This is a genomic window from Qipengyuania sp. JC766, from assembly GCF_040717445.1.
GTDB lineage: Bacteria > Pseudomonadota > Alphaproteobacteria > Sphingomonadales > Sphingomonadaceae > JC766.
In genome coordinates this window covers 1,061,221-1,082,227 of sequence record NZ_JBFEFL010000001.1, presented here as the reverse complement: position 1 = coordinate 1,082,227, position 21,007 = coordinate 1,061,221, and the positions used below count along the sequence as shown (strand labels likewise).

Annotated in this window: 21 protein-coding genes and 3 tRNA genes; 9 read left to right on the top strand and 15 right to left on the bottom strand. The window is 66.1% G+C overall.

All coding sequences use genetic code 11. From position 1 onward, the window contains the following. Positions 1 to 41: 41 nt before the first annotated feature. Together ettA and AB1K63_RS05345 are read right to left on the bottom strand one after the other, a co-directional pair. Positions 42 to 1,715 (bottom strand): energy-dependent translational throttle protein EttA, encoded by a 1,674-nt coding sequence (ettA, locus tag AB1K63_RS05350; protein WP_366958917.1) that lies wholly within the window; start codon positions 1,713 to 1,715, stop codon positions 42 to 44. 117 nt (positions 1,716 to 1,832) lie between these two features. Next, positions 1,833 to 2,054 carry a hypothetical protein gene (locus AB1K63_RS05345; protein ID WP_366958916.1) on the bottom strand — a complete coding sequence of 74 codons (222 nt, stop codon included), beginning with the start codon at positions 2,052 to 2,054 and terminating at the stop codon, positions 1,833 to 1,835. A gap of 138 nt (positions 2,055 to 2,192) precedes the next feature. On the opposite strand from AB1K63_RS05345, the gene AB1K63_RS05340 reads away from it, so the two are divergent. The 3 genes from AB1K63_RS05340 to AB1K63_RS05330 all read left to right on the top strand — a co-directional run bounded on the left by AB1K63_RS05340 (position 2,193) and on the right by AB1K63_RS05330 (position 6,159). Beyond that, positions 2,193 to 3,590 (top strand): M20/M25/M40 family metallo-hydrolase, encoded by a 1,398-nt coding sequence (locus tag AB1K63_RS05340; protein ID WP_366958914.1) that lies wholly within the window; start codon positions 2,193 to 2,195, stop codon positions 3,588 to 3,590. A 188-nt stretch (positions 3,591 to 3,778) separates the two neighbouring features. Continuing rightward, positions 3,779 to 5,011, top strand: coding sequence for a glycosyltransferase (locus AB1K63_RS05335; RefSeq protein ID WP_366958913.1), 1,233 nt, complete (start codon positions 3,779 to 3,781; stop codon positions 5,009 to 5,011). Next, positions 4,996 to 6,159, top strand: a complete 1,164-nt coding sequence (locus AB1K63_RS05330; protein WP_366958912.1) for a flippase-like domain-containing protein — start codon at positions 4,996 to 4,998, stop codon at positions 6,157 to 6,159. The genes AB1K63_RS05335 and AB1K63_RS05330 overlap by 16 nt, the downstream gene beginning before the upstream one ends. Here the strand turns inward: AB1K63_RS05330 and AB1K63_RS05325 are convergent. The 5 genes from AB1K63_RS05325 to AB1K63_RS05305 form a co-directional block, all read right to left on the bottom strand. Then, a complete protein-coding gene (locus AB1K63_RS05325) occupies positions 6,074 to 7,462 on the bottom strand; it encodes an MATE family efflux transporter (protein ID WP_366958911.1) in 1,389 nt (462 codons plus the stop codon). The two genes, AB1K63_RS05330 and AB1K63_RS05325, sit on opposite strands and share 86 nt — an antisense overlap. Positions 7,463 to 7,469: 7 nt before the next feature. After that, positions 7,470 to 7,546: transfer RNA gene (locus AB1K63_RS05320), tRNA-Pro, on the bottom strand. Between the two features lie 27 nt (positions 7,547 to 7,573). After that, a tRNA-Ile gene (locus AB1K63_RS05315) sits at positions 7,574 to 7,650 on the bottom strand. A 64-nt stretch (positions 7,651 to 7,714) separates the two neighbouring features. Then, on the bottom strand, positions 7,715 to 8,710 hold the full coding sequence (locus AB1K63_RS05310) for a polysaccharide deacetylase family protein (protein WP_366958910.1): 996 nt from the start codon (positions 8,708 to 8,710) through the stop codon (positions 7,715 to 7,717). Between the two features lie 47 nt (positions 8,711 to 8,757). Then, the gene (locus AB1K63_RS05305) at positions 8,758 to 10,386 is read right to left on the bottom strand and encodes a histidine kinase dimerization/phospho-acceptor domain-containing protein (protein ID WP_366958909.1); all 1,629 of its coding nucleotides are present in this window, start codon (positions 10,384 to 10,386) and stop codon (positions 8,758 to 8,760) included. Positions 10,387 to 10,594: 208 nt separating this feature from the next. Here AB1K63_RS05305 and AB1K63_RS05300 point away from each other — a divergent pair, with 208 nt between their 5' ends. Genes AB1K63_RS05300 through AB1K63_RS05290 form a run of 3 tightly spaced genes read left to right on the top strand, consistent with a single transcriptional unit; the run spans position 10,595 to position 11,971 of the window. After that, positions 10,595 to 11,059: an Lrp/AsnC family transcriptional regulator gene (locus AB1K63_RS05300; protein WP_366958908.1), complete on the top strand. Its 465-nt coding sequence runs from the start codon at positions 10,595 to 10,597 to the stop codon at positions 11,057 to 11,059. Beyond that, on the top strand, positions 11,059 to 11,544 hold the full coding sequence (locus AB1K63_RS05295) for a hypothetical protein (protein WP_366958907.1): 486 nt from the start codon (positions 11,059 to 11,061) through the stop codon (positions 11,542 to 11,544). The genes AB1K63_RS05300 and AB1K63_RS05295 overlap by 1 nt, the downstream gene beginning before the upstream one ends. A 37-nt stretch (positions 11,545 to 11,581) precedes the next feature. Then, the gene (locus AB1K63_RS05290; RefSeq protein ID WP_366958906.1) at positions 11,582 to 11,971 is read left to right on the top strand and encodes a GFA family protein; all 390 of its coding nucleotides are present in this window, start codon (positions 11,582 to 11,584) and stop codon (positions 11,969 to 11,971) included. Positions 11,972 to 11,995: 24 nt separating this feature from the next. Here the strand turns inward: AB1K63_RS05290 and AB1K63_RS05285 are convergent, their stop codons facing one another. The 7 genes from AB1K63_RS05285 to AB1K63_RS05255 all read right to left on the bottom strand — a co-directional run bounded on the left by AB1K63_RS05285 (position 11,996) and on the right by AB1K63_RS05255 (position 16,684). Further along, positions 11,996 to 12,184 (bottom strand): hypothetical protein, encoded by a 189-nt coding sequence (locus AB1K63_RS05285; RefSeq protein ID WP_366958905.1) that lies wholly within the window; start codon positions 12,182 to 12,184, stop codon positions 11,996 to 11,998. Positions 12,185 to 12,212: 28 nt separating this feature from the next. Further along, entirely contained in the window at positions 12,213 to 13,562 is a 1,350-nt protein-coding gene (accC, locus tag AB1K63_RS05280) for an acetyl-CoA carboxylase biotin carboxylase subunit (protein WP_366958904.1), read from the bottom strand. Between the two features lie 6 nt (positions 13,563 to 13,568). After that, complete coding sequence (gene accB / locus AB1K63_RS05275) at positions 13,569 to 14,027, bottom strand: acetyl-CoA carboxylase biotin carboxyl carrier protein (RefSeq protein ID WP_366960649.1); 459 nt, start codon at positions 14,025 to 14,027, stop codon at positions 13,569 to 13,571. A gap of 108 nt (positions 14,028 to 14,135) precedes the next feature. After that, positions 14,136 to 14,576 carry a type II 3-dehydroquinate dehydratase gene (locus AB1K63_RS05270; RefSeq protein WP_366958903.1) on the bottom strand — a complete coding sequence of 147 codons (441 nt, stop codon included), beginning with the start codon at positions 14,574 to 14,576 and terminating at the stop codon, positions 14,136 to 14,138. A 546-nt stretch (positions 14,577 to 15,122) separates the two neighbouring features. Then, positions 15,123 to 15,536, bottom strand: a complete 414-nt coding sequence (locus AB1K63_RS05265; protein WP_366958902.1) for a holin family protein — start codon at positions 15,534 to 15,536, stop codon at positions 15,123 to 15,125. A gap of 70 nt (positions 15,537 to 15,606) precedes the next feature. Then, positions 15,607 to 16,521, bottom strand: coding sequence for a CoA ester lyase (locus tag AB1K63_RS05260; protein WP_366958901.1), 915 nt, complete (start codon positions 16,519 to 16,521; stop codon positions 15,607 to 15,609). Between the two features lie 86 nt (positions 16,522 to 16,607). Next, positions 16,608 to 16,684, bottom strand: a tRNA-Pro gene (locus AB1K63_RS05255). A 167-nt stretch (positions 16,685 to 16,851) separates the two neighbouring features. Between AB1K63_RS05255 and yajC the strand changes: the two genes are divergently transcribed. The 3 genes from yajC to secF are packed head-to-tail and all read left to right on the top strand — an operon-like array spanning position 16,852 to position 19,797. After that, positions 16,852 to 17,172 (top strand): preprotein translocase subunit YajC, encoded by a 321-nt coding sequence (gene yajC / locus AB1K63_RS05250; protein WP_366958900.1) that lies wholly within the window; start codon positions 16,852 to 16,854, stop codon positions 17,170 to 17,172. Positions 17,173 to 17,190: 18 nt separating this feature from the next. Next, the gene (gene secD, locus AB1K63_RS05245) at positions 17,191 to 18,798 is read left to right on the top strand and encodes a protein translocase subunit SecD (RefSeq protein ID WP_366958899.1); all 1,608 of its coding nucleotides are present in this window, start codon (positions 17,191 to 17,193) and stop codon (positions 18,796 to 18,798) included. 12 nt (positions 18,799 to 18,810) lie between these two features. Continuing rightward, a complete protein-coding gene (gene secF, locus AB1K63_RS05240) occupies positions 18,811 to 19,797 on the top strand; it encodes a protein translocase subunit SecF (RefSeq protein ID WP_366958898.1) in 987 nt (328 codons plus the stop codon). On the opposite strand, the gene AB1K63_RS05235 is transcribed toward secF, so the two are convergent. Beyond that, positions 19,794 to 20,990 (bottom strand): glycosyltransferase, encoded by a 1,197-nt coding sequence (locus tag AB1K63_RS05235; RefSeq protein WP_366958897.1) that lies wholly within the window; start codon positions 20,988 to 20,990, stop codon positions 19,794 to 19,796. The two genes, secF and AB1K63_RS05235, sit on opposite strands and share 4 nt — an antisense overlap. Positions 20,991 to 21,007 lie beyond the last annotated feature (17 nt).

Here is a 21,007-nt window from a genome sequence, read left to right as displayed (position 1 = left end):
GTCGCTAGCCGACAGGCCGCTTCTGGCGGCCTGTCGCAAGATCACCGCGTCAGCTTCTTGTACGCCAGTCGCGTAGGCCGGTCCGCCGCGTCGCCCAGGCGGCGGCGCTTGTCTTCCTCGTAGGCTTCGAAGTTGCCTTCGAACCATTCGACGTGGCTGTTGCCTTCGAAGGCGAGGATGTGGGTGGCGAGGCGGTCGAGGAAGAAGCGGTCGTGGCTGATGACCACGGCGCAGCCGGCGAAGTTCTCGATCGCGTCTTCCAGCGCGCGCAGGGTTTCCACGTCGAGATCGTTGGTCGGCTCGTCCAGCAGCAGCACGTTGCCGCCTTCCTTGAGCATCTTGGCCATGTGCACGCGGTTGCGTTCACCGCCCGACAGCTTGCCGACGTTCTTCTGCTGGTCCTGGCCCTTGAAGTTGAACGCGCCAACATAGGCACGCGTGCTCATGTCGTGGCCGTTGACCTTCATGTAATCGAGCCCGTCGGAGATTTCCTCCCACACATTGTTCGATGCGGTCAGGTCGTCGCGGCTCTGGTCCACGTAGCCGAGGTGCACGGTCTCGCCGATCTTGATCGAGCCGGAATCGGGTTCCTCCTGGCCGGTGATGATCTTGAAAAGCGTGGACTTGCCGGCGCCGTTCGGCCCGATGATGCCGACGATGCCGCCCGGGGGCAGGGTGAAGGAGAGGTCTTCGAACAGCAGCTTGTCGCCGAAGGACTTGGAGATGCCGTGCGCCTCGATCACCTGGCTGCCGAGGCGTTCGGGCACCTGGATGACGATCTGCGCCTTGCCCGGCTTGCGGTCGCTCTGCGCGTCCTGCAGCTGCTCGAACTTGCGCAGGCGCGCCTTGGACTTGGTCTGGCGGCCCTTGGGTGTCTGCCGGATCCACTCGAGTTCCTCGGACAGGGCGCGCTGGCGGCCGGAATCCTCGCGCTCTTCCTGCGCAAGGCGCTTGGCCTTCTTGTCGAGGTAGGTCGAGTAGTTGCCTTCGTACGGATAGTAGGACCCGCGATCGAGCTCCAGGATCCAGCCCACGACATTGTCGAGGAAGTAGCGATCGTGGGTGATCATCAGCACGGCGCCGGCATATTCGGCGAGGTGGTTTTCGAGCCAGTTCACCGATTCCGCGTCGAGGTGGTTGGTCGGTTCGTCCAGCAGCAGGATGCTGGGCTTCTGGATCAGCAGGCGGGTGAGGGCGACACGGCGCTTCTCGCCGCCCGAGAGGTTGGCGACGCTGGCGTCGGAGGGCGGGCAGCGCAGTGCCTCCATCGCGATTTCGAGCTGGTTGTCGAGCGTCCAGCCGTCGACTGCGTCGATCTTGTCCTGCAGCTGCGACATTTCTTCGCTCAGCGCGTCGAAATCGGCGCCTTCCTCGCCCATTTCCATGCCGATCGCGTTGAAGCGTTCGACCATGTCGGCGGTCTCGCGCGCGCCATCCTTGACGTTTTCGAGCACCGTCTTGCTCTCGTCGAGCTGCGGTTCCTGCGGCAGGTAGCCGACCGTGATGTTCTCGCCCGGCCATGCCTCGCCGCTGTAATCGGTGTCGATCCCGGCCATGATCTTCATCAGCGTGGACTTGCCCGCACCGTTGGGGCCCACGATGCCGATCTTCGCGCCCTGGTAGAACTGCAGGTTGATGTTGCTCAGCACCGGCTTGGGCGCGCCGGGGAAGGTCTTGGTCATGTTCTTCATGACATAGGCGTATTGGGCGGACACGGGCGTTCCTCGCTGTTCGGATGGTGTTCGTACGGGTTCGGGATTTGCCGGTGCAGATAGGCCGCACCGGCGGCGCGGGCAAGCCGCCCGTTGCGGGGGGCGAATGGCGCGTGGCCGTCAGCGCCTGGCGGGGCCGGAAATTTCCCAGAAGCAGTTGCGCCCGTGCGACTGGCGCGTGACCCGGCCCAGGTGGATTTTCCCGCAGTAGATTTCCGCGCCGAAGGCTCCGATCCGCGACGCGGCTTCCTCGATCGCGAGCCAGGGGGTGGTGGCATGCACGCGGATCTGGCGGCCGATGCCGTTCTCGTCGGAATAGATGTTCAACGTGTAGTGTGGCATTGCCGCTGGCGTCCTCTCGTGCGCTGAACCGCGGGCGGGGAATCCGGTTTCTATCTTGCTGAAAATTAAGTGCGCGGGGGAGGGCTGCGCGCGCGCCTCGGCTGGACTTGGCGGCGGGGAGGCGATAGCGCGCTGCCGATGAAATCGACCCTGACTCTGGCGGCGCTGGCCGCCGCCTTCGCCGCCCCCGCAATCGCCCAGACCGCCACCGGCCAGACCGCCACCGGAGCACCTTCGCTGGAAGCACAGGCCGACATGGCCGCCGAGAGCGACGCCATTGCCTGGGACTTCGTGGAAGGCATCACGACCGAGGTCGGGCCGCGGCAGGCGGGCACCGAAGCGGAGAAGCGCGGCCGCGACTGGGCGGTTGCCTGGCTGCGCGCGAACGGGTTCCGCAACGTGGCCGACGAGCCGTTCGAGATGGACACCTGGATCCCCGGCGGAGTGCATCGCGCCCGCGTCCTCGGCGACTTCGCGCAGGACCTGGTGATCCAGCCGCTCGGCAACAGCGCCTCCACCGGCGCGGACGGGATCGAGGCGGAAGTGGTCTATTTCCCCTCCTTCGCCGACCTGGAAGCGGCGCCGGCAGCGGCGGTGCGCGGCAAGATCGCCTTCGTTTCGCACGCGATGAAGCCTTCGATGGACGGATCGCATTACGGTTATTTCGGGGAAGCGCGCTTCTCAGGGCCGGGCATCGCCGCGGCCAAGGGCGCGGCCGGCATCGTGATCCGCTCCATCGGTACAGACTATCACCGCAACCCGCACACGGGCGTGATCCGCTTTCCCGACGGTGTCGAACCGATCCCGGCAGGCGCGCTGACACTGCCCGACGCGGAGAACCTCGCGCGCATGTTCGAGCGGGCCGAGGGTCGGCCGATCCGGATGCGGCTGACCCTGACGCCCGAGCGCATCGGCACACAGGTCAGCGGCAACGTGGTGGGCGAGATCGTCGGGCGCGACCCGTCGCTGCCGCCGGTGCTGCTCGCCTGCCATATCGACAGCTGGTGGAATTCGCCCGGCGCCTTCGACGACGGGGCAGGCTGCGCCATCGCGGCGGCCGCGGCCAAGAATGTGGAAGCTACCGGCACCCCGTTGCGCACAATCCGCGTCCTGTTCGCAGGGGCGGAGGAAGTGGGCCTGCTGGGCAGCGTCGCCTATTCCGAGGCGCATATCGACGAGCCGATCGGGGTCGCCTTCGAAAGCGATTTCGGGGCGGACCGTATCTGGCGCTTCGAAAGCAATTTCCGCGACAGCAACCCGGACCTGCACGCGCGCCTCGCGGCCTCGGTCGCGCGGTTCGGCGTCGCCGACAGCACGATCGTCGCCAGCGGCGGGGCGGACATCAACATCGCCCGCGACCAGGACACGGCGATCATCGACCTGCAGCAGGACGGGACCCGCTATTTCGACTTCCACCACACGCCCGACGACACGCTGGACAAGATCGACCCCGAACAGCTGCGGCAGAACGTGGCCGTGTGGACGCAGATCGCCGGGATCCTCGCCAATTACGAAGGCACGATCCGCCCGAAATAGAGCCGTCGCCTGACCGGGGCGCTCAGCATCTGGCAATATTGGGCGGGGAATACCACATTGCGTCCACTTGATCGCGCCCGCAGGCGCGGTCACCGACGTATAGGCACGGTCCGCAGATCAGTTTTTCCGGACGTGCCGCTTGAATTCCGCCGGCCTTTTCTCGCATGGCCATCCAGGGGAGAGCCTTTGTGAGCAAAGAATTGCTGGTGTGCGACCTGACGCAAAGCTGGTCGGCAAGCGGCGGTGGCGGGATCACCACCTACCTGAAGCAGAAGCGCGAGCATTTCCTCGCCAACACGCCGCATCGCCTGATGCAGATCATCCCGGGACCGGAAGATCGCATCACGAAGGAAGGGCGCTACACGCGGATCGAGGTGGCGGGGAAGCCGGTGATCGGCAGCCCGAACTACCGCTGGATCAGCCGCACCGGCAAGGTTTACGACCTGCTCGCGGAATACCAGCCGGATATCCTGGAATCGCTGTGCCCCTGGGTGCTGCCCTGGGTCGCCATCCGCCATCGCTGGCGCTTCCCGCAGACGGCGCTCGTCGCCGGATACCGGACGGACTTTCCCAACGCCCATGTCGACCGCGTGGCGAAGGACATGTTCGGCGATGCGGCGGGGCAGGTGTTCGTCGACCTGTCCTATTTCTACGCACGCCACACCTATCGCTGGTTCGACCGCGTCTACACGCTCAACAGCAAGGCGAAGGACATGTTCGCCGGGCTGGACATCCACCAGACGGGCGTCCTGCCGCTGGGCGTCAACCTGGACCGGTTCTCGCCCGACCTGCGCGACCCGGACTATCGCCAGCAGCTCGGCCTGCCGCCGGGCGACGGGCCGCTGCTGATCTATGCCGGCCGGATCGACAACGAGAAGGGCGCGGCCGTGCTGGTCGACATGTTCCGCCAGCTGCCGCCGGATCTGGGCGCGGCGATGGTGCTGGTGGGTGACGGCAAGCTGCGCACCGAACTGATGGAAAAGTCGCACGACCTGCCGATCGCCTTTCCTGGTTACCAGGCGGATCGCGGCCTCATGGCCCGCGCGCTCGCCTCGGCCGACATCTACGTCTCGGGCATGCAGTACGAGACCTTCGGGATTTCCGTGTTGGAGGCGCAGGCGTCCGGCCTCCCGGTCGTCGGCGTCAATGGCGGGGCGATGTCGGACCGCGTGCCCGCCGGGACGGGCCTCTTGGGACCGATCGACGATGCGAAGGCGATGGCCGACAACGTCGTGCGCGCCTGGCGCGAGGATTATCCCGCCATGCGCGCGGCGGCGATCGCCAATGCGGATCGCTCGAACAGGTGGAAGGACACGTTCGACCAGCTGGTCGAGGTCGAATACAAGGCCGCGCTCGAAGCGCGCGACCGGCGCCTCGGGCAGGCGGGCAAGGCTGTGTCCGGGACATGGCAGACGAACTGAAGCTCCCACGATGGGTGCGCGCCACCGATAGCGGGTGGAAGCTGTCGCCCCGGGGCTGGGCGATCGCGCTGTCCATCCTGCCGCTGCTGGCGCTCGCCAATATCGTCGCGCTGTTCGTCTCGCTGGACGGCGTGCCGCTGGCGGACCGGCTGGTCCGGCCGGAATTCCTCGTCGCGGCCTGCATCGTCGTGTTCGTGCCGTGGACCTGCAACACGATCCGGCTGCTCCTGTGGAGCCGGTTCCTCGGTCTCGGCCTCCGCCCATCGGCATCCGTGCGGATCGTCATCGGCACGACGGTCGCCAATGCGGTCACGCCGTCTGCCACGGGCGGTGCGCCGATCCGCTGGCTGATGATGGTGTCCGAAGGGATACCCAGCGCGCGCGCCCTGACGCTGCTGACCTTCCAGATGGCGGAAGACTTCGTGGCGCTGTTCTCGCTGGTGCTGCTGGCAGTGATCCTTACCGGCTTCGCCGCCTTTGCCGCACTGTCGAGCGATCCCGCCATCGTGCGCAGCGTCGGCGGATCGGTGCAGACGGTGATGACCGTCGGGGCCGCCGCCTTCGTCGTGGTGGTCGGCCTTGTCGTGGCCGCGGTCAAAGGGTGGCTCGGCAGCAGGGTCCGGGACCTGCTGGTCCGGTTCGCTCGCCGGCTGCGCGCCATCGTCGCGTCGGTCGCGGAAGACTGGAGCGCCATGCTGCGCAACGGGAAGGGGATGGTCGCGGCCAACTTGGCGCTGTCCGCCACCCAGTGGGGTGCGCGCTTCACCATCGCGGCGCTAGTCCTCGCGGCGTTCGGCGCCGACTGGCAGCCGGTGCTTTACTGGCTGCTGCAATACCTCGTGCAGGCGATCAGCAGCGTCATCCCTACGCCCGGCGGATCGGGCGCGGCGGAAGCCGCCTTCCTCCTGCTGTTCTCGCCTTTCACCGACCGGGACGTGCTGGTGCCGGCCGTGTCCATCTGGCGGCTCGTTTTCTTCTACCTGCCGCTGATCGTCGGCGCGCTGCTGTTCTTCGTTCTCAACCAGCGCAGGCTGCGGCGCGAGAAACGGTGGGCGGCAGAGGTCAGCGCGGAGCCGGAAACGCCTGCGGGAACCGGCGCGACAGATAGGCCAGCTGGAACCCCGCCCGGACGGCAAGGAACAGAGTGAAGGACAGCCACAGGCCGTGATTGCCAATCGGCCAAGTGAGGTAGAGGCTGGCCACGAAGACCAGGACCGAGCCGAGCATCGTCAGCAAAAGTCCCCGCGTCCAGCTGGCGCCCACGAACACCCCGTCGAGCACGAAGCCGGCCAGCCCCGCGAAGGGGATCACAACCAGCCACACCGCCATTGCGCTCGCCTCCTGCGCCACGGCGGGCGTCGCGGCGAAGCTCGCCAGCAGCGGATCGGCGAACAGGGCGAAGCCCAGCGCCACGATGGCGGCCATGCCCATGCCGCGCGACAGGATTGCCCGCACGTAACCCGCGAAGCCGCGCCCGTCCTTTGCCCCGAACCGTTCCCCGTTGAGGACCTGCGCCGCGTTCTCGAACCCGTCGAGCAGCAGGGCGGTGAGGATGAACATCTGGTAGAGGATGCCGTTCGCCGCCAGCACCACGTCGCCGCGTTCCGCGCTCAGCCGGGTCAGCGAGGCGAGCGCCACCGTCAGTACAAGCGTGCGCAGGAACAGGTCGCGGTTGACCGACAGGAACGGCTTCAGCGCGGCCCAGCGCAGCACCGCGCGCTGGGTCACGGCATCGCGCACATGGCGCAGCATGTCGCCCCGGAACACGAACAGGCCGACGAGTGCGAGCTTGGCATATTCCGCGATGAAGCTGGACCACCCGATCCCCGCAATGCCCCATTGCAGGTCCAGCACGAACCACAGGCCGAGCCCGACATTGAGGAGGTTGTAGGTCACTTCGAACACCAGCACGGCCGTCATCCGGCGCTGGCCGACGAGGAAGCCCACCAGCGCCAGGTTCAGCATCACCGCGGGCGCGGTCCAGTAGCGGATCTCCGCATAGGTGCGCGCGGCGACCAGCACGTCGCCCTGCGCGCCCAGCGCGTGCAGCGCGAAGGCCAGGAGAACGGGCTTCATCGCCAGCAGGACGAGAGCGATGGCCAGGCCGATGGCAAGGCCGCGCAGCAGTGTCGTCGCCTGTTCGGCCGCGCCGCTGCGCGTCCCGTCCTGCGCGACAAGTCCGGTGGTGCCGGTCTTCAGGAAGTTCATCACCGTGAACAGCACGGCGAACAGGCGCGCCCCGATATCGACCGCGCCCTGCGCCGCGACGTCGCCAAGCCGCCCGACGATCCAGATGTCGCCGATCCCGATCAGCGCGGTCGCCACGTTGGTCAGCATCGCGGGGATCGCGATCGCCCAGATCGCGCGCGTATCGAGCCTGGTGTCTAGCTGGGGACGGGTGCGGGCGATCGTATCGGCTCCTTGCCTCGTCCGCGCGGATTGCCCCGTCACGGGATGCTGGTCGGGGAGACAGGATTCGAACCTGCGACCCTCTGCTCCCAAAGCAGATGCGCTACCAGGCTGCGCTACTCCCCGACCCGTGCGGTGCACCATGCGGGATCCTGGTGGGCCCGGCAGGACTCGAACCCGCGACCTAGCCGTTATGAGCGGCCAGCTCTAACCAACTGAGCTACAGGCCCCCGGATACCGTACGGTGGAGATGGCCGTTACAGCGCCGCCCGCGGAGAGGCAAGCGTGCTGCTCTCAGGCAGCGACCGCGTGCAGGATCTCGTCGACATGCGTGGGCGCGACACCGCGCATTTCCAGATAGGCGAACACCCGCTCGAACCAGTCGTAGAGGATCTCCACATCGTCTTCGGAGCGGACATAGGGCGTGTGCCCCGGCGCCAGCGAGGGGCTGTGGAAGGACAGGTTGAGGATCGGCAGCCCGTCGTCGATCGCCATGTCGATACCGCGGATCGCCTCGTCGACGGAGACGCCTTCGGGCGTGAGCGCGATCTTCTCCAGCAGGCCCAGCCTGGCCGCGGCGCCGCCCAGCCTCGGCACCGATCCCAGCATCGGCGCGACCTGCCGGCCCTGCCGCCGCAGCACGCCCCAGAAGACGGTCGTCAGCGGCAGTTCCAGGAGGCCCGCATCACGTTCCAGCCAGTATGGCTTCAGCGGATGCTTGCGGTAATCCGGCCCGCCGCCACGCGAATAGTCGAAATTGCTGCGCACCGAAGTGTCGATCCGCACACCCAGGTCCTTCAGCATGTCGGCCGTCGCGCTGCCCGTGCCGTAGCGCCCGGCGCGGTAGATGCGCGGCTCCAGCCCAAAATTCTCCGCAATCGCGTCGCGCAGCCGGGTCAGCTTTTCCCGTTCCAGCGGCTGCGGGAGATTGCCCGCGAAGCTGTTGCGGGTGGTCACTTCCTCGTCGAAAGGCGGCGATACCCAGGGGTGCAGCTGGATGCCGACTTCCGCACGGCCTGCGGCGCAGGCCGGCTTCAGGATTTCGATCGCGGCAGGATCGTTGGCGATCGGCCAGTCGACGAGGTAGACCGGCACCACGCCCGATTTCTCGCAGAACGCCTGGAAGCGGGCGAGGGCGGGCACATGCGCGAGCCCGTGCCGGTCGCGCGTGAACGGCGCGCCCCAGTCGAATTCCTCCTCGGTATCGACGGTCAGGATGTAGCGGGGGCCGAAACGGTCGGGAAACCGCACGAGCTCTGCGTCCCGGGGTGGTTCCGAAATCGCCTGCATGTGAACCCTTCCGCCTCGCGTGCCGTACCCCCGCAAAACCTGCGGAGTCAGCGGCCGTCTATGGCGGAATTGCTAATTTCCTGCGAATCCTCAGGACATTCGGGCAATGTCAGGCGCAGCGCACCGTCTTCGCGCAGGAATGCGCCGCCCGCCGCTGTCGCCTCGGCACGGGCGAGTCGCAGTGCGAAACCGGACCCGAGCATGCTGGCGCTGAGCGACCCGGCCGCTTCGGCCGCAGTGGCGAGGAACGGGTCGGCATCGCCCGCCAGCGAGGCGGGCAGGGCGATTGCGAGGCGGGCGGTTCGGTCCGTGCAATCCAGCGAGGCGCGGATCGTCTCATGCGGCCCCAGGCCGTTGGCGACGACCGCGAAGATGCGCCACAGGAGCGAGGCGAGTTCGTGCGGGGCGAGGGCCACCTGCGCGTCCTCCTCCGCCTCGAACTCGATTCTGGCGGAGCGGGCCTTCAGGGCCGGCTCCAGATGCGCGATGGTCAGCGATGCCGCTTCGCGCAGCGAAGTGCGCCCCTCGTCCAGTTGCATGCTGCGCCCGGTCAGGCGCGCGTAGCGGTCGATCTCGTCGAACCCCGACAACATGCGCGCCGCATCGCCGGCGATATTGGCGCCGAGCGCGCGATAGGCATGCGGCAGTTCGCCCGCGACCTGTTGCTGGATCAGCTCGGCATAGCCCTGGATGGCCGTCACCGGCGTGCGCAGTTCGTGGAGAAGCTGCCGGATCCGGTCGGTCCCGGCATCCGTGTCGGGCGCGCGCGGCGCCTCCTCGGGCAAGTCCGCGATGCGGCGCAGGCGGCCGGCATGGCCGAGGAAATGCCCGCCGATCTCCGCGAAGCGCGGCACGGCGTCGACCTGCCAGCGGCCGGCAAGTTCGTTCGGGACGGCAAGGAGGATCGCGACGCCTTCTACCGGCTGCCGCAGCCGGACGGCCCGCGACACGCGCGGGTGCTCCAGCCGGGCTCCGACGATATAGGGCGCGACGTGGCTTTCGGCCCAGTCCACCGTTCCGTCCGGACCCAGGCCGAAATCGAATCCTTGGATGCCCGTCCGCGCAGGAGCGTCGCGCCCCTCTAGCGGAAGACGCGGCGCCGCGCCCGCAGCCGGCCGGTGGCGGCGGAATCGCTCGATCCGCTTGACCAGCGCACCGATCTGGCTGTCGGGCTGGTTCTCGTTCGCAGGCTCTTCGGGCCGTTCCTCGTTGGCTGGTGTAGGCACGACCGGCTCGGGGTGCGGCAGTCCGCGATCGTGCACACCCAGCCGTTCGAGCACGGCGATGGCCGCGCCTGGCAAGTCGCGGCGCAGGCGCAGGAAGCCGCGCGCGCGCAGCGGCAATTGCGGGATCAGCGTCTCCCACGCCTCGCCCGGCAGTTCCGCCTTGGCGAGCGCCGCGGTGGCGGTTTGCAATTCGCCCTCGGCGAGGTTCCGTACCAGATCGGGCTGGCGCAGGCGAATGCCCGGTTCGCGCAGGATCGCCGCGCGTTCCTCGGCAGGTATCTGCCGGGCGAGCTCGGCGAGCCGCATCCAGGCGGCCGTTCGCAGGCTGGTATCGCTGCCGGGCCGGGCATTTCCGAGTAGGTCGATCAGCTGCCGGTACTGCGTTCGCAACGCGCGCTCGCCCGTGGCGCGCTGGCGCAGCACGGTGACAAGGCGGTCGTCGATTTGCATCGGTTCTCCGGTAGCGGCGGCACCGGGCGGGGGCGACCGGCTGCATGGTTACTATCAACGCAAGGTTTGTCGCGCAGCGTTTGCGCGAGGCGCGTTGCAAAGCGGGACAATTGCTGGCAGGAACAATAATATTAGGCGGACCGTGCAATACGGTCGGCATAGATTGCCGAATCACGGGTTTCGGCTGTTGGCGAACAGGGGGCGATAGATGGCAAATCTCGACGAGATTGACCGGCGCTTGCTAGCGGAACTGCAGAACGAGGGACGGGTCACCAATGTCGAGCTGGCGCAGCGCGTCGGCCTGACCGCGCCCCCGTGCCTGCGGCGCGTCCGCGCGCTTGAGGAGGAAGGCGTCATTCGCGGCTATCACGCCGATCTCAATGGCGCGAAGCTGGGCTTCTCGATCACCGTCTTCGCGATGGTCAGCCTCAAGAGCCAGGCCGAAAGCGCCCTGCGCGAGTTCGAGGACGCGATGCACGACCTGCCCGAAGTACGAGAGGTCCACATGCTGAACGGCGAGATCGACTTCATCCTGAAAGTCGTCAGCCGCGACCTGCAGAGCTTCCAGGAATTCCTGACCGGCAAGCTGACGCCGGCCCCGAACGTGGAAAGCGTGAAGACCAGCCTGACGATCCGCACAAGCAAGGACGAACCCGGCGTCCCGCTGGGGTGATGTCCGATTCCGACGCCGAGAATGTCGTTCGATGGCGTGGCGGATGCCTGATCGTTCTTCTCCTGCTGCTCGTTCCGACGACTGGCTTCCTCTTCTGGGCCGCTTTCGATCCGACGCTGCTCGGTGACGGTCCATCAAATCGCGCCGGCCGTTTTTTCGATGCCGTCTCCGCCATGCGCTGGAGGGGTGTGAGCCTTCCTCTGCTGGTGTTGGCGCTAGGGCTCGTCTGGGAAGTCTACCGCACAGTTCGCAAACTGGCGCGCCCGTATGCTCTCCGATATTCCGACGTCGGACTGATTTTCTATTCCCAATCACGGCGAAAGATAGTTGCAGGTGCCGATGTTCGCTCGGTTCGGCACAAACAGTCTGCGCTTTCCTCGGACCTTATCATTTCGGTCCGCGGGTCGGGGACCCGTCGAGTGCGCAATGTCGATGAAAGTGATGCGAGAGCCTTCGTGGAGTGGTTCGATGAACGGAAAAAATAGAACTGAATCAATCGAAGGCCATTGCCTGTGCGGTGCGGTGCAGGTCGTCCTTGAGGAAGCACCGGAACAGGTCGAATTATGCCAGTGCGGCATGTGCCGCCGCTGGTCCGGATCGCTCTACAGCGCGCAATATGGCGAAAATCCGGAGGTGACGGGCGAAGCCAGCGTCAGCGTCTATCGTTCAAGCGACTGGGCCGAGCGTGCCTTTTGTAGCGCTTGCGGCACCCATCTCTGGTTCCGCTTCCTGCCGACCGGCAATCGCAGTTTCTCCGCCGGACTGTTCGACGCCGCGGCCAGTCACGCGATAGAAAAGGAAATCTTCGTCGATGAAGCCGCCGCGTGGTCCCGACTGCAGGGGGACCACCCACGCCAGACCGGGGAAGAGGTCATCGCCGAAGCGAAAGCGGCCGGGTTCACGTTCGACTGAGGCCGATGCCGGGCGCCGGTAGGGCTACCTGCGACGGGTCTTCAGGAAAATGATCACCGTCACGACCAGGCCGAAGCCGATCAGCGCGCCGCCGATCTGGCCGGTAAGCGCGACCAGTTCGGCGTTGTCCGTCTCGCCCATCATGGTCGGCAGGAAGAAAACGCCGATGCCGATCACGAGGATCATCACTGCGGGCACCATGAAGGATTTCATGTCGTCCGCTCTCCAGTGAGGGCCGAACTCAGGCCTCGCGCTCCTTCAGCCATTCCTCCAGCCACTTGATCGAATAGTCGCCGCTCAGCACGTCGTCCTGCTTGATCAGTTCCTGGTGCAGCGGGATCGAGTGCTTCACGCCCTCGATGACCATTTCCTCCAGCGCGCGGCGCAGGCGCATGATGCACTTGTCGCGGCTGCGGCCGTAGACGATCAGCTTGGCGATCATGCTGTCGTAATGCGGCGGGATGGAATAGCCGGCATATAGGCCGCTATCGACCCGGACATGCATGCCCCCCGCCGGGTGATAGGCGGTGACCTTGCCCGGGCTGGGCGCGAAGGTGAACGGGTCTTCCGCGTTGATCCGGCATTCGATCGCGTGGCCCGTGAAGGTCACTTCGTCCTGCGTCAGCGACAGCGGCTTGCCTGCGGCGATGCGGATCTGTTCGCGCACCAGGTCGAGGCCGGTGATCATCTCGGTGACCGGGTGTTCGACCTGCAGGCGGGTGTTCATCTCGATGAAGTAGAACTCGCCGTTTTCCCACAGGAACTCGATGGTGCCCGCGCCGCGATAGGCCATGTCGCGCATCGCCTGCGCGCACACTTCGCCCATCCGGTCGCGCTCCTCGGGCGAGAGGACGGGGGAGGGCGCTTCTTCCAGAACCTTCTGGTGCCGCCGCTGGAGCGAGCAGTCGCGCTCGCCCAGATGGATCGCGTTGCCTTCGCCGTCGCCGAAGACCTGGAATTCGATGTGACGCGGATTGCCGAGATATTTCTCGATATAGACCGTGTCGTCGCCAAAGGCGCTCTTCGCCTCGCTCTTGGCCTGGCTCATCAGGCTTTCGAGCTGCGATTCCTCGGGCACCACCTTCATGCCGCGGCCACCGCCGCCGCTCGCCGCCTTGACCAGCACAGGATAGCCGATCTCGGCGGACACGGCCTTGGCCTCGTCAAGATCCGACACCGCGCCGGCGGAACCGGGCACCAGCGGCAGGCCGAGCGCGCCAGCGGTCTTCTTGGCGGCGACCTTGTCGCCCATGGTGCGGATATGTTCGGGCTTGGGCCCGATCCACTTGATCTCGTGCGCCTCGACGATCTCGGCGAACTTCTCGTTCTCCGACAGGAAGCCGTAGCCCGGGTGGATCGCGTCGCAGCCGGAGATTTCCGCGGCCGAGATGATCGCCGCGTGGTTGAGGTAGCTGTCCGCCGCGGGCGGCGGGCCGATGCAGATGGCATGGTCGGCCAGCCGGACATGCATCGCGTCGGCATCGGCGGTCGAATGGACCGCGACCGTCTCTATGCCCATTTCGTGGGCGGCGCGGTGGATACGCAGGGCGATCTCGCCCCGGTTGGCGATCAGTATGCGCTTGATGCTCATGCCGGCTTACGCGACGACGACGAGCGGCTGGTCGTATTCGACCGGCTGCGCATTCGAGACGAGGATCTGCTTCACCGTGCCGGACCGGTCGGCGGTGATCGGGTTCATCACCTTCATCGCTTCCACGATCAGGAGGGTATCGCCTTCCTTCACGCTGTCGCCGACCGACACGAAGTCGGACGCGCCGGGTTCGGGCGCGAGATAGACCGTGCCCACCATGGGAGACTTGATCGCTTCGCCATCGAACGCCTCGGCGCCGCCGGCATCGGCCTGCGGGGCGGGGGCGGCGGGCTGCGCGACCGCGGGTTGCGGGGCGGGGGCATGCGCGACCGGTGCGGCGGCAGGCGCCATGAGTTCGCGGGCGACGCGTATCCGGCGATCGCCGTCCTCGACCTCGATCTCGCTCAGGCCCGTTTCGCCGAGCAGTTCGGCAAGTTCGCGGACCAGTTTCCCATCGACATTCATGCCGGATTTACGCGCCGCAGCGCCTTTTGTTTCGGCCATGGCCATCCTTGTCATTGCGTGCACGCGCCTATGCGCGGGGGTTTTGCGCCTGACAAGAGGGTGTGCAAGTCAGCGGTTGATTTGCGTTACGGCATCGAGCGCCATCAGGTACCCTTGTGCCCCGTGGCCCTTGATCGTGCGCATGGCCGCCATCCCGATGAAGGATTCGTGCCGGAATGCCTCCCGGCTCTCGGGGTCGGACAGGTGGACTTCGATCACCGGCGGGTCGATCGCCTTCGCCGCATCGAGCAGCGCGATGGAGGTGTGGGTATAGGCCGCCGGATTGACGATCACCGCCACCGCGCCCATCGCATGCGCCTCGTGCAGCCAGTCGACGAGGACGCCTTCGTGGTTGGACTGGCGAAAATCGATCGCCAGGCCGAGCTCCGCCGCCCTGTCGGCACACCGGGCCTCGATATCCGCCAGCGTGTCCGACCCGTAGATCTCCGGCTCGCGCGTGCCGAGCAGGTTGAGGTTCGGGCCGTTTAGGATGAAGACGGTGTCGGTCATAGCGCTTGCTTAGCTATAAAGGCGCGGGCTTTTCCAGCGCATTCGCAGGATGCGTTTCCTTATTGCCGACAAGAGAGCAAATTGTGTGTCCCTAGGTCAGCGTCCGGTGCTTCTGTAAAAACTCTCGTATTATCTCGCGATCTTTCGTCCCAATGGAATCGCTATGATCGAACGCCCAGTAGAACTCGCCGAATGTATCGGGCCATTCGAGGCCTGAGGTATCGGCTGTCAGGTCTATCCACGCCCAATTGAGATTGTTTGCGGTGAGACAGACAAAATCATATGTGAGAACACTAATCCAAAAGTCGATCGACAATTCGACGGCCAATGTGTCGAGAAAATCAAGGACACTCAGTCCGCTCGATTCCGACCACCTTACAAGATCGTCCTTGCTGATGAAGGGAGTGCCGTTTCTCCATCGAGCGCGGAGCTCTCCGAGGACCGGGTCATACAAGATCATAAGACAAAAGCCTCTCGCCCTCGCGTTTGAGTTCTCAGATGCGAACGCCCAACACGATCTGTGGGATGGATCAAGTCGAGCGAGAGTTACCCCTCCACGCCCTTGACCTTGCCCCACTGGCGCGCGGCGGTGTAGCCGAGGTATCCGGTGCCGAAGAGAGCGTAGAGCGCGTCCGGCAGGCCGTTCAGGTACGCGTTCATGCCCGTGCCGATGTCGCGGGCGATGTCAGGGTGGAACGCGGCGAGGATGCCCATCGGCAGGGCAAACAGCAGCAGCACGTACATGACATAGAGGAAGCTCGGCCGGGCGCGGCTGGTCCAAGGATCGCGCGAATTGGCTTCGGCCACGATGGCGGACAGGCGCGCTTCGATCTCGCGCATCTCCTGCGTGCCTTCCAGCCGCAGCAGTTCGAGCTTGGCCTTGGCGCGCGCTTCCTTGTCGGGGATGATCTTGTCGATCAGCGATGCGACCGGACCGATGAGCGATTCGACGAGTGGCATGGGACGGCTCCTTGACCTTGCGAATGGTGGGAGCCGAATCAGATAACCATATCGGTTCGTGTAGGACAGCCTATTTTTCGGGTGCCGCACCCGCCAGCAGAGCCTGTGCCAGCGCGAGGTGCGGGCGGTCGATCATCTGCCCGTCCAGCCCGACCGTGCCGGCACCCGGACTGGCGGCGAAGGCGTCCACCACCGCCCGGGCATGGGCCAGTTCCTCCTCGCTGGGTGTGAAGGCCTCGTTGATGACCGGAACCTGCGCCGGGTGGATCGCGAGCATCCCGCGAAAACCGGCCTTGCGCACGCGCCGGGCACGGTCGCGCAAGCCCTCGAGGTCGCGGAAGTCCGCCTGGATCGTCTCGATCGGGGCGACACCTGCCGCCGCCGCGCCATACAGGCACAGCGTGCGTGCCATCTCGTAGGGGTGGGCGTAGCTACCGTCGGGCTTCCATTGCTCCTGCGCGCCGAGTGCCGAGGACAGGTCTTCCGCGCCCCAGCTCATCGCGGCGAGCCGCGGACTGCCGGCGTAATCGCCGGTGGTGAACATGGATGCGGGGGTTTCCGTCACCAGCGCGGCGACGCGGGTGGACCCGATGTCCAGCCCGTTCGCGGCCTCGAATGCGGTCAGGTAATTGTCCAGCGTCGCGACGTCGGCGGGCCCGCGTGCCTTGGGCAGGAGTATCCCGCCCGGCGCGGAGGGCATGATCGCGGCAAGGTCTGCCACGGTCCATTCACCGTCCAGCGGGTTCACACGGACCCACAGGCGCCGGCGATCCGCGCGGTCCTTAAGGAAGTCACGCACGTTGTCTCGCGCGCTTTCCTTGTTCGCGGGCGCCACCGAATCTTCCAGGTCCAGCAACACGATGTCGGCCTCGCCATCGGCGGCCTTGGTCATCTTCTTCGTGCTGTCCGCCGGCGCGAACAGCCAGGACCGGGCGGCCTGTTCGAGCGCTGGACCGTTGGCAGGGGAAGGGGTGGTATCGGACATCGGGCGTTCTCCTTGCCCGCACGCTTACGAAGCGCGAGCGCGGTGTGCAAACCGGAGAATGGCCGAAAGCGGGGGTGAAAAACCACTGGTCGGGAAGACAGGATTCGAACCTGCGACCCCCACACCCCCAGTGTGATGCGCTACCAGGCTGCGCTACTTCCCGAGACCAGTGGAAGGGGGCGCTATAGTTTTGGGTTTTGTGCAACGCAACCCGCCATCGCAGCCGCGTTGCCCTGTCCTTGCAATACTGCTAGGCGCGCCCACCTGAGCCAGCGGAGGGGGCGAACTCCTGTCGCTCCGGCACATACATATTTCTAAGACAGGTCACACATGATCGAATTGCTTGCCGCCGCGGCATCCGCCGAAGCACCCCCGTTCTGGCTCCAGATCCTGCCATGGGTCGGAATTTTCGCGGTTTTCTGGTTCCTTCTCATCCGCCCGCAAATGCGCGCGCAGAAGCAGCACCGGGAAAAGATCGCGTCCATCAAGAAGGGCGACAAGGTCGTCACTGCCGGCGGCCTGGTCGCGAAGGTGGTCAAGGTGGATGACGATTACGCCGATCTCGAATTGGCGCAGGGCATCCGGGTCAAGGCGGTGAAGTCGACCATCGGCGACATCATCCCGCCGACCGGCACTGCCGCGAACGATTGACCGGGAAGGCGCGCAACGATGCTCGAATTTCCGCTCTGGCGTAAGCTCCTCCTGTGGGGCGTCACGCTGTTCTTCGCCCTCGCGGCGCTCCCCACCATTTTCGGTCAGGGTCACATCCGGTGGCCCGACGCGCTGCCGAACCCGACCGTCAATCTCGGTCTGGACCTTGCGGGCGGCAGCCACATCCTGCTCGAGGCCGATCCTTCCCAGGTCGCGGCGACGCGGCTGGAGAACATGGAGGAATCGGTCCGCAACGCGATGCGCAACGCCGACCCACGCATCAACATCGGCGACGTGTCGACCCGCGGCGGACGGCTCAGCTTCATGGTGCAGGACGTGTCCGACGTCGACCGCGCGCGCGAGGAACTGCTGCCGATCATCAACGGCACCGGCACCGTGCGCGAGTGGGACCTCGAAGTGGTCGACCAGACGCGCTTCGTCCTGACGCAGACCGCGCAGGGTGCCGACCAGGCCGTCTCCAGCGCGATGGAAAGCGCCACCGAAGTCGTGCGCAAGCGCATCGACCTTCTCGGCACGCGCGAGCCGACCATCATCCGCCAGGGCGACGACCGCATCGTGGTGCAGGTCCCGGGTCTCGAAGACCCCGAAGCGCTCAAGGAACTGCTGGGGCAGACCGCGCAGCTCGAATTCAAGCTGGTCGATTACGAAGCGTTGCCGACCGAAGTGCAGGCGGGCATCGCCCCTCCGGGCAGCGAGATATTCCCCTTCGCCGAAGGCAGTGAGCAGCCCGGCGGCCAGATCGCCGTGCGGCGCCTCGGCGGGATCAGCGGCGAGAACCTGATCGGGGCCGATCTCGGCTTCGACCCGGAAACCAACGAAGCCGTCGTCAATATCGAGTTCGACGGAGAAGGCGGCCGCCGCTTCGCCAAGCTGAGCTCCGAGAATATCGGCCGCCAGTTCGCGATTATCCTCGACGACCAGGTCATTTCCGCGCCCGTCTTCGAATCCGCCATCATCGGCGGATCGGCGCGCATTTCCGGCGGCCAGAACGGTTTTTCCACCGAAGAGGCGAGCAATCTCGCGATCCAGCTCGAATCGGGTTCGCTCCCGGTCGACCTGGCGATCGTGGAAGAACGCACCGTCGGCCCGGACCTCGGCGCCGACTCGATCCGCAAGGGCATGCTGGCGATCCTGATCGGCTCGGTCGCGGTCATCGCGCTGATGATCGCGTCCTACGGCCGGTTCGGGGTCTATGCCACGGCGGCACTCGTGTTCAACGTGGCGATGATCCTGGGGATCATGGCGATCATGAATTCCACGCTGACCCTGCCGGGCCTCGCCGGGTTCGTGCTGACCATCGGCGCGGCGGTCGACGCGAACGTGCTCATCAACGAGCGAATACGCGAGGAGCGAAAACGCGGGCGACGCGTGATCGCCGCGGTGGAAACAGGCTACAAGGAAGCCAGCCGCGCGATTTACGACGCCAACATCACCAATTTCATCGCAGGCGCCCTGTTGCTGGGCTTCGGTTCGGGGCCGGTGCGCGGCTTCGCGATCGTGCTTATCGTCGGCCTTGCCACCAGCGTCTTCACCGCGGTCTTCCTGACCCGCATGTGGGTCGCCGGATGGCTGCGCAAGGCCCGGCCCACCGACATCGTGCTGTAGGAGGCGAGAGACATGAAACTGCTTAAGCTCGTCCCCGACGATACGAACATCAAGTTCCTGCGCTGGGCGACTCCGTTCTACATCTTCAGCTGCCTGATCATCGCGGCCAGCTGGTTCCTCGTCTGGCAGAACGGCCTCAATTACGGCGTCGATTTCGCCGGCGGCCAGGAAATCCGGGCGACCTTCGTCGGAGAGGCGCAGGCCCCGATTTCCGAATTGCGCCAGAACGTCAGCCAGCTCGAGACGGTCAGCGATCCGGTCATCCAGCGCTTCGGCGAGGACAACCAGGTCTCGATCCGCGTGAAGCTGCCGCCCGAAGCGGAAGGCAATCCCGAATTCGCCAACCAGATGACCGAGCAGATCACCGAGGTCATGCGCGAGAACCATCCCGACGTCCGTATCGACGGGGTGGACTCGGTTTCGGGCAAGGTGTCGGGCGAATTCCGCAACGACGCCGTGCTCGCACTGATCGCGGCCATGGTCGCGGTGGCGCTCTACATCTGGGTCCGGTTCGAATGGCAGTTCGGGGTCGGCGCGCTGTTCGCGTTGTTCCACGACGTGTCGCTGGCGCTGGGTATGTTCGCGCTGTTCCAGCTGGAATTCAGCCTCCAGATCATCGCGGCCATCCTGGCGATCATCGGCTATTCGCTGAACGATACGATCGTGGTCTACGACCGCATCAGGGAAAACCTGAAGAAGTATCGCAAGATGCCGCTGCCCGAACTGCTGGACCTGTCGGTGAACGAGACGCTGGCGCGTACCGTGATGACGTCGCTGACCCTGGCGCTGGCCCTGATCCCGCTGCTGATTTTTGGCCCGGAAAGCCTGTTCGGCCTGACGGCCGCGATCTTCCTCGGTCTCGTGGTTGGTACCTATAGCTCGGTCTACATGGCCGCGCCGATGCTGATCTGGATGGGCGTCAATTCGGACAGCTTCATCCCGCAGGAATCGGTGGCCGACAAGCAGGAACGGATCGCACGCGAGGCGAACCGGATCTAGCTGCTTACCCCGCGACGGGTGGTCAGCCGCTCCCAGTGGCTGGCCACCGTCCCGGCGGTCGCTTCCCAGCTGAACCTCTCGACCGTCGCCGCCACCCGTTCCGCCGGAACGGGATCGGCCAGGATCGCGCGCATCCCGTCCGCGATCGCATCCACCCGCCGCTCCACAATCAGGCCCGCATCGCGCGTGGTCACGATTTCGCGTGCGCCGCCCGCGTCGCAGATGACCAGCGGCGTGCCGCAGGCGAGCGCCTCTATCCAGGCATTGGCCAGCCCTTCGCGCGCGGAAGGCAGGACCATCGCATCGGCGGCGGACAGGATGACCGGCAACAAATCGTGATCGACCGTCCCCAGCACATGCACCCGCTCGGCAACGCCGCGTTCCTTTGCGAGGCGGCGTAGCGAATCCTCGTCCGGCCCCTTGCCGACCAGCAGCAGGCGGGCTTCGCGGATCGTCTCCAGCGCCTCGACCACCAGCGCCTGCCCCTTGTTCGCATCCAGCGATCCGACCGTCGCGAACAGCGGGGCACCCCTGGGCAGGTCGACGCCCAGCGACTGGGCCAGGGTGGTGCGCAGGCCGGTATGGCCGAGCGGACGGAACCGGTCGCGGTCGAGGCCGGTGTAGCGGATGCCGATCTTTCCGCCGTCCATGCCCAGACCGGCCATATCGCGCCGGAGCGCCTCGGACACCGCCATCAATCCGTCCGCGCGGGCAGCGGCATAGAGCATCTGTTCGCGCGCGAAATCGCGCGTGCCCCAATAGGTGATGTCGGACCCGCGCCCCAGGATCGTGAACGGGAGGCCGAGCGCGTCGGCGATCTGCGCCGCTGCCGGACCTTCGGGGAAGAAGAATTGCGCGTCGACCACGTCGAACGGCCGGTCGCGGTGCATGGCCCGGGCGAGGGGGAGGACGGCCTGCGCGATGCGGCGCGCGTTCGATGCCACGCCCACGCGCGGGATCAGGGTGAAGGTCGGGCGGTGGATGTCCACACCCCCTTCCACGCCGTCCACCGCGGCCTCTGCCAGCGGGCGATAGCGTCCGAAGACGATCGGCGGGATGCCGATCGGGTTGAACAGCGTCACGTCCCAGTCGCCGCAGGCCGCGACCGCTTCCATCGAGCGGGCGACGAAGGTCCCGAAACGGGGCGCGTGCGCGTTGGGATAGAGCGTGCTGAGGACGAGGGCGCGTTTCATCGCGGCTAAGCCTTGCC

What these genes read in the sequence shown, in the direction of transcription:
- AB1K63_RS05345 (WP_366958916.1), bottom strand. Translation starts at nt 2,054, where the DNA reads ATGCCACACTACACGTTGAACATCTATTCCGACGAGAACGGCATCGGC.
- AB1K63_RS05340 (WP_366958914.1), top strand. Translation starts at nt 2,193, where the DNA reads ATGAAATCGACCCTGACTCTGGCGGCGCTGGCCGCCGCCTTCGCCGCC.
- AB1K63_RS05330 (WP_366958912.1), top strand. Translation starts at nt 4,996, where the DNA reads ATGGCAGACGAACTGAAGCTCCCACGATGGGTGCGCGCCACCGATAGC.
- AB1K63_RS05310 (WP_366958910.1), bottom strand. Translation starts at nt 8,710, where the DNA reads ATGCAGGCGATTTCGGAACCACCCCGGGACGCAGAGCTCGTGCGGTTT.
- AB1K63_RS05305 (WP_366958909.1), bottom strand. Translation starts at nt 10,386, where the DNA reads ATGCAAATCGACGACCGCCTTGTCACCGTGCTGCGCCAGCGCGCCACG.
- AB1K63_RS05300 (WP_366958908.1), top strand. Translation starts at nt 10,595, where the DNA reads ATGGCAAATCTCGACGAGATTGACCGGCGCTTGCTAGCGGAACTGCAG.
- AB1K63_RS05295 (WP_366958907.1), top strand. Translation starts at nt 11,059, where the DNA reads ATGTCCGATTCCGACGCCGAGAATGTCGTTCGATGGCGTGGCGGATGC.
- AB1K63_RS05285 (WP_366958905.1), bottom strand. Translation starts at nt 12,184, where the DNA reads ATGAAATCCTTCATGGTGCCCGCAGTGATGATCCTCGTGATCGGCATC.
- accC (WP_366958904.1), bottom strand. Translation starts at nt 13,562, where the DNA reads ATGAGCATCAAGCGCATACTGATCGCCAACCGGGGCGAGATCGCCCTG.
- accB (WP_366960649.1), bottom strand. Translation starts at nt 14,027, where the DNA reads ATGAATGTCGATGGGAAACTGGTCCGCGAACTTGCCGAACTGCTCGGC.
- AB1K63_RS05270 (WP_366958903.1), bottom strand. Translation starts at nt 14,576, where the DNA reads ATGACCGACACCGTCTTCATCCTAAACGGCCCGAACCTCAACCTGCTC.
- AB1K63_RS05265 (WP_366958902.1), bottom strand. Translation starts at nt 15,536, where the DNA reads ATGCCACTCGTCGAATCGCTCATCGGTCCGGTCGCATCGCTGATCGAC.
- AB1K63_RS05260 (WP_366958901.1), bottom strand. Translation starts at nt 16,521, where the DNA reads ATGTCCGATACCACCCCTTCCCCTGCCAACGGTCCAGCGCTCGAACAG.
- yajC (WP_366958900.1), top strand. Translation starts at nt 16,852, where the DNA reads ATGATCGAATTGCTTGCCGCCGCGGCATCCGCCGAAGCACCCCCGTTC.
- secD (WP_366958899.1), top strand. Translation starts at nt 17,191, where the DNA reads ATGCTCGAATTTCCGCTCTGGCGTAAGCTCCTCCTGTGGGGCGTCACG.
- secF (WP_366958898.1), top strand. Translation starts at nt 18,811, where the DNA reads ATGAAACTGCTTAAGCTCGTCCCCGACGATACGAACATCAAGTTCCTG.
- AB1K63_RS05235 (WP_366958897.1), bottom strand. Translation starts at nt 20,990, where the DNA reads ATGAAACGCGCCCTCGTCCTCAGCACGCTCTATCCCAACGCGCACGCG.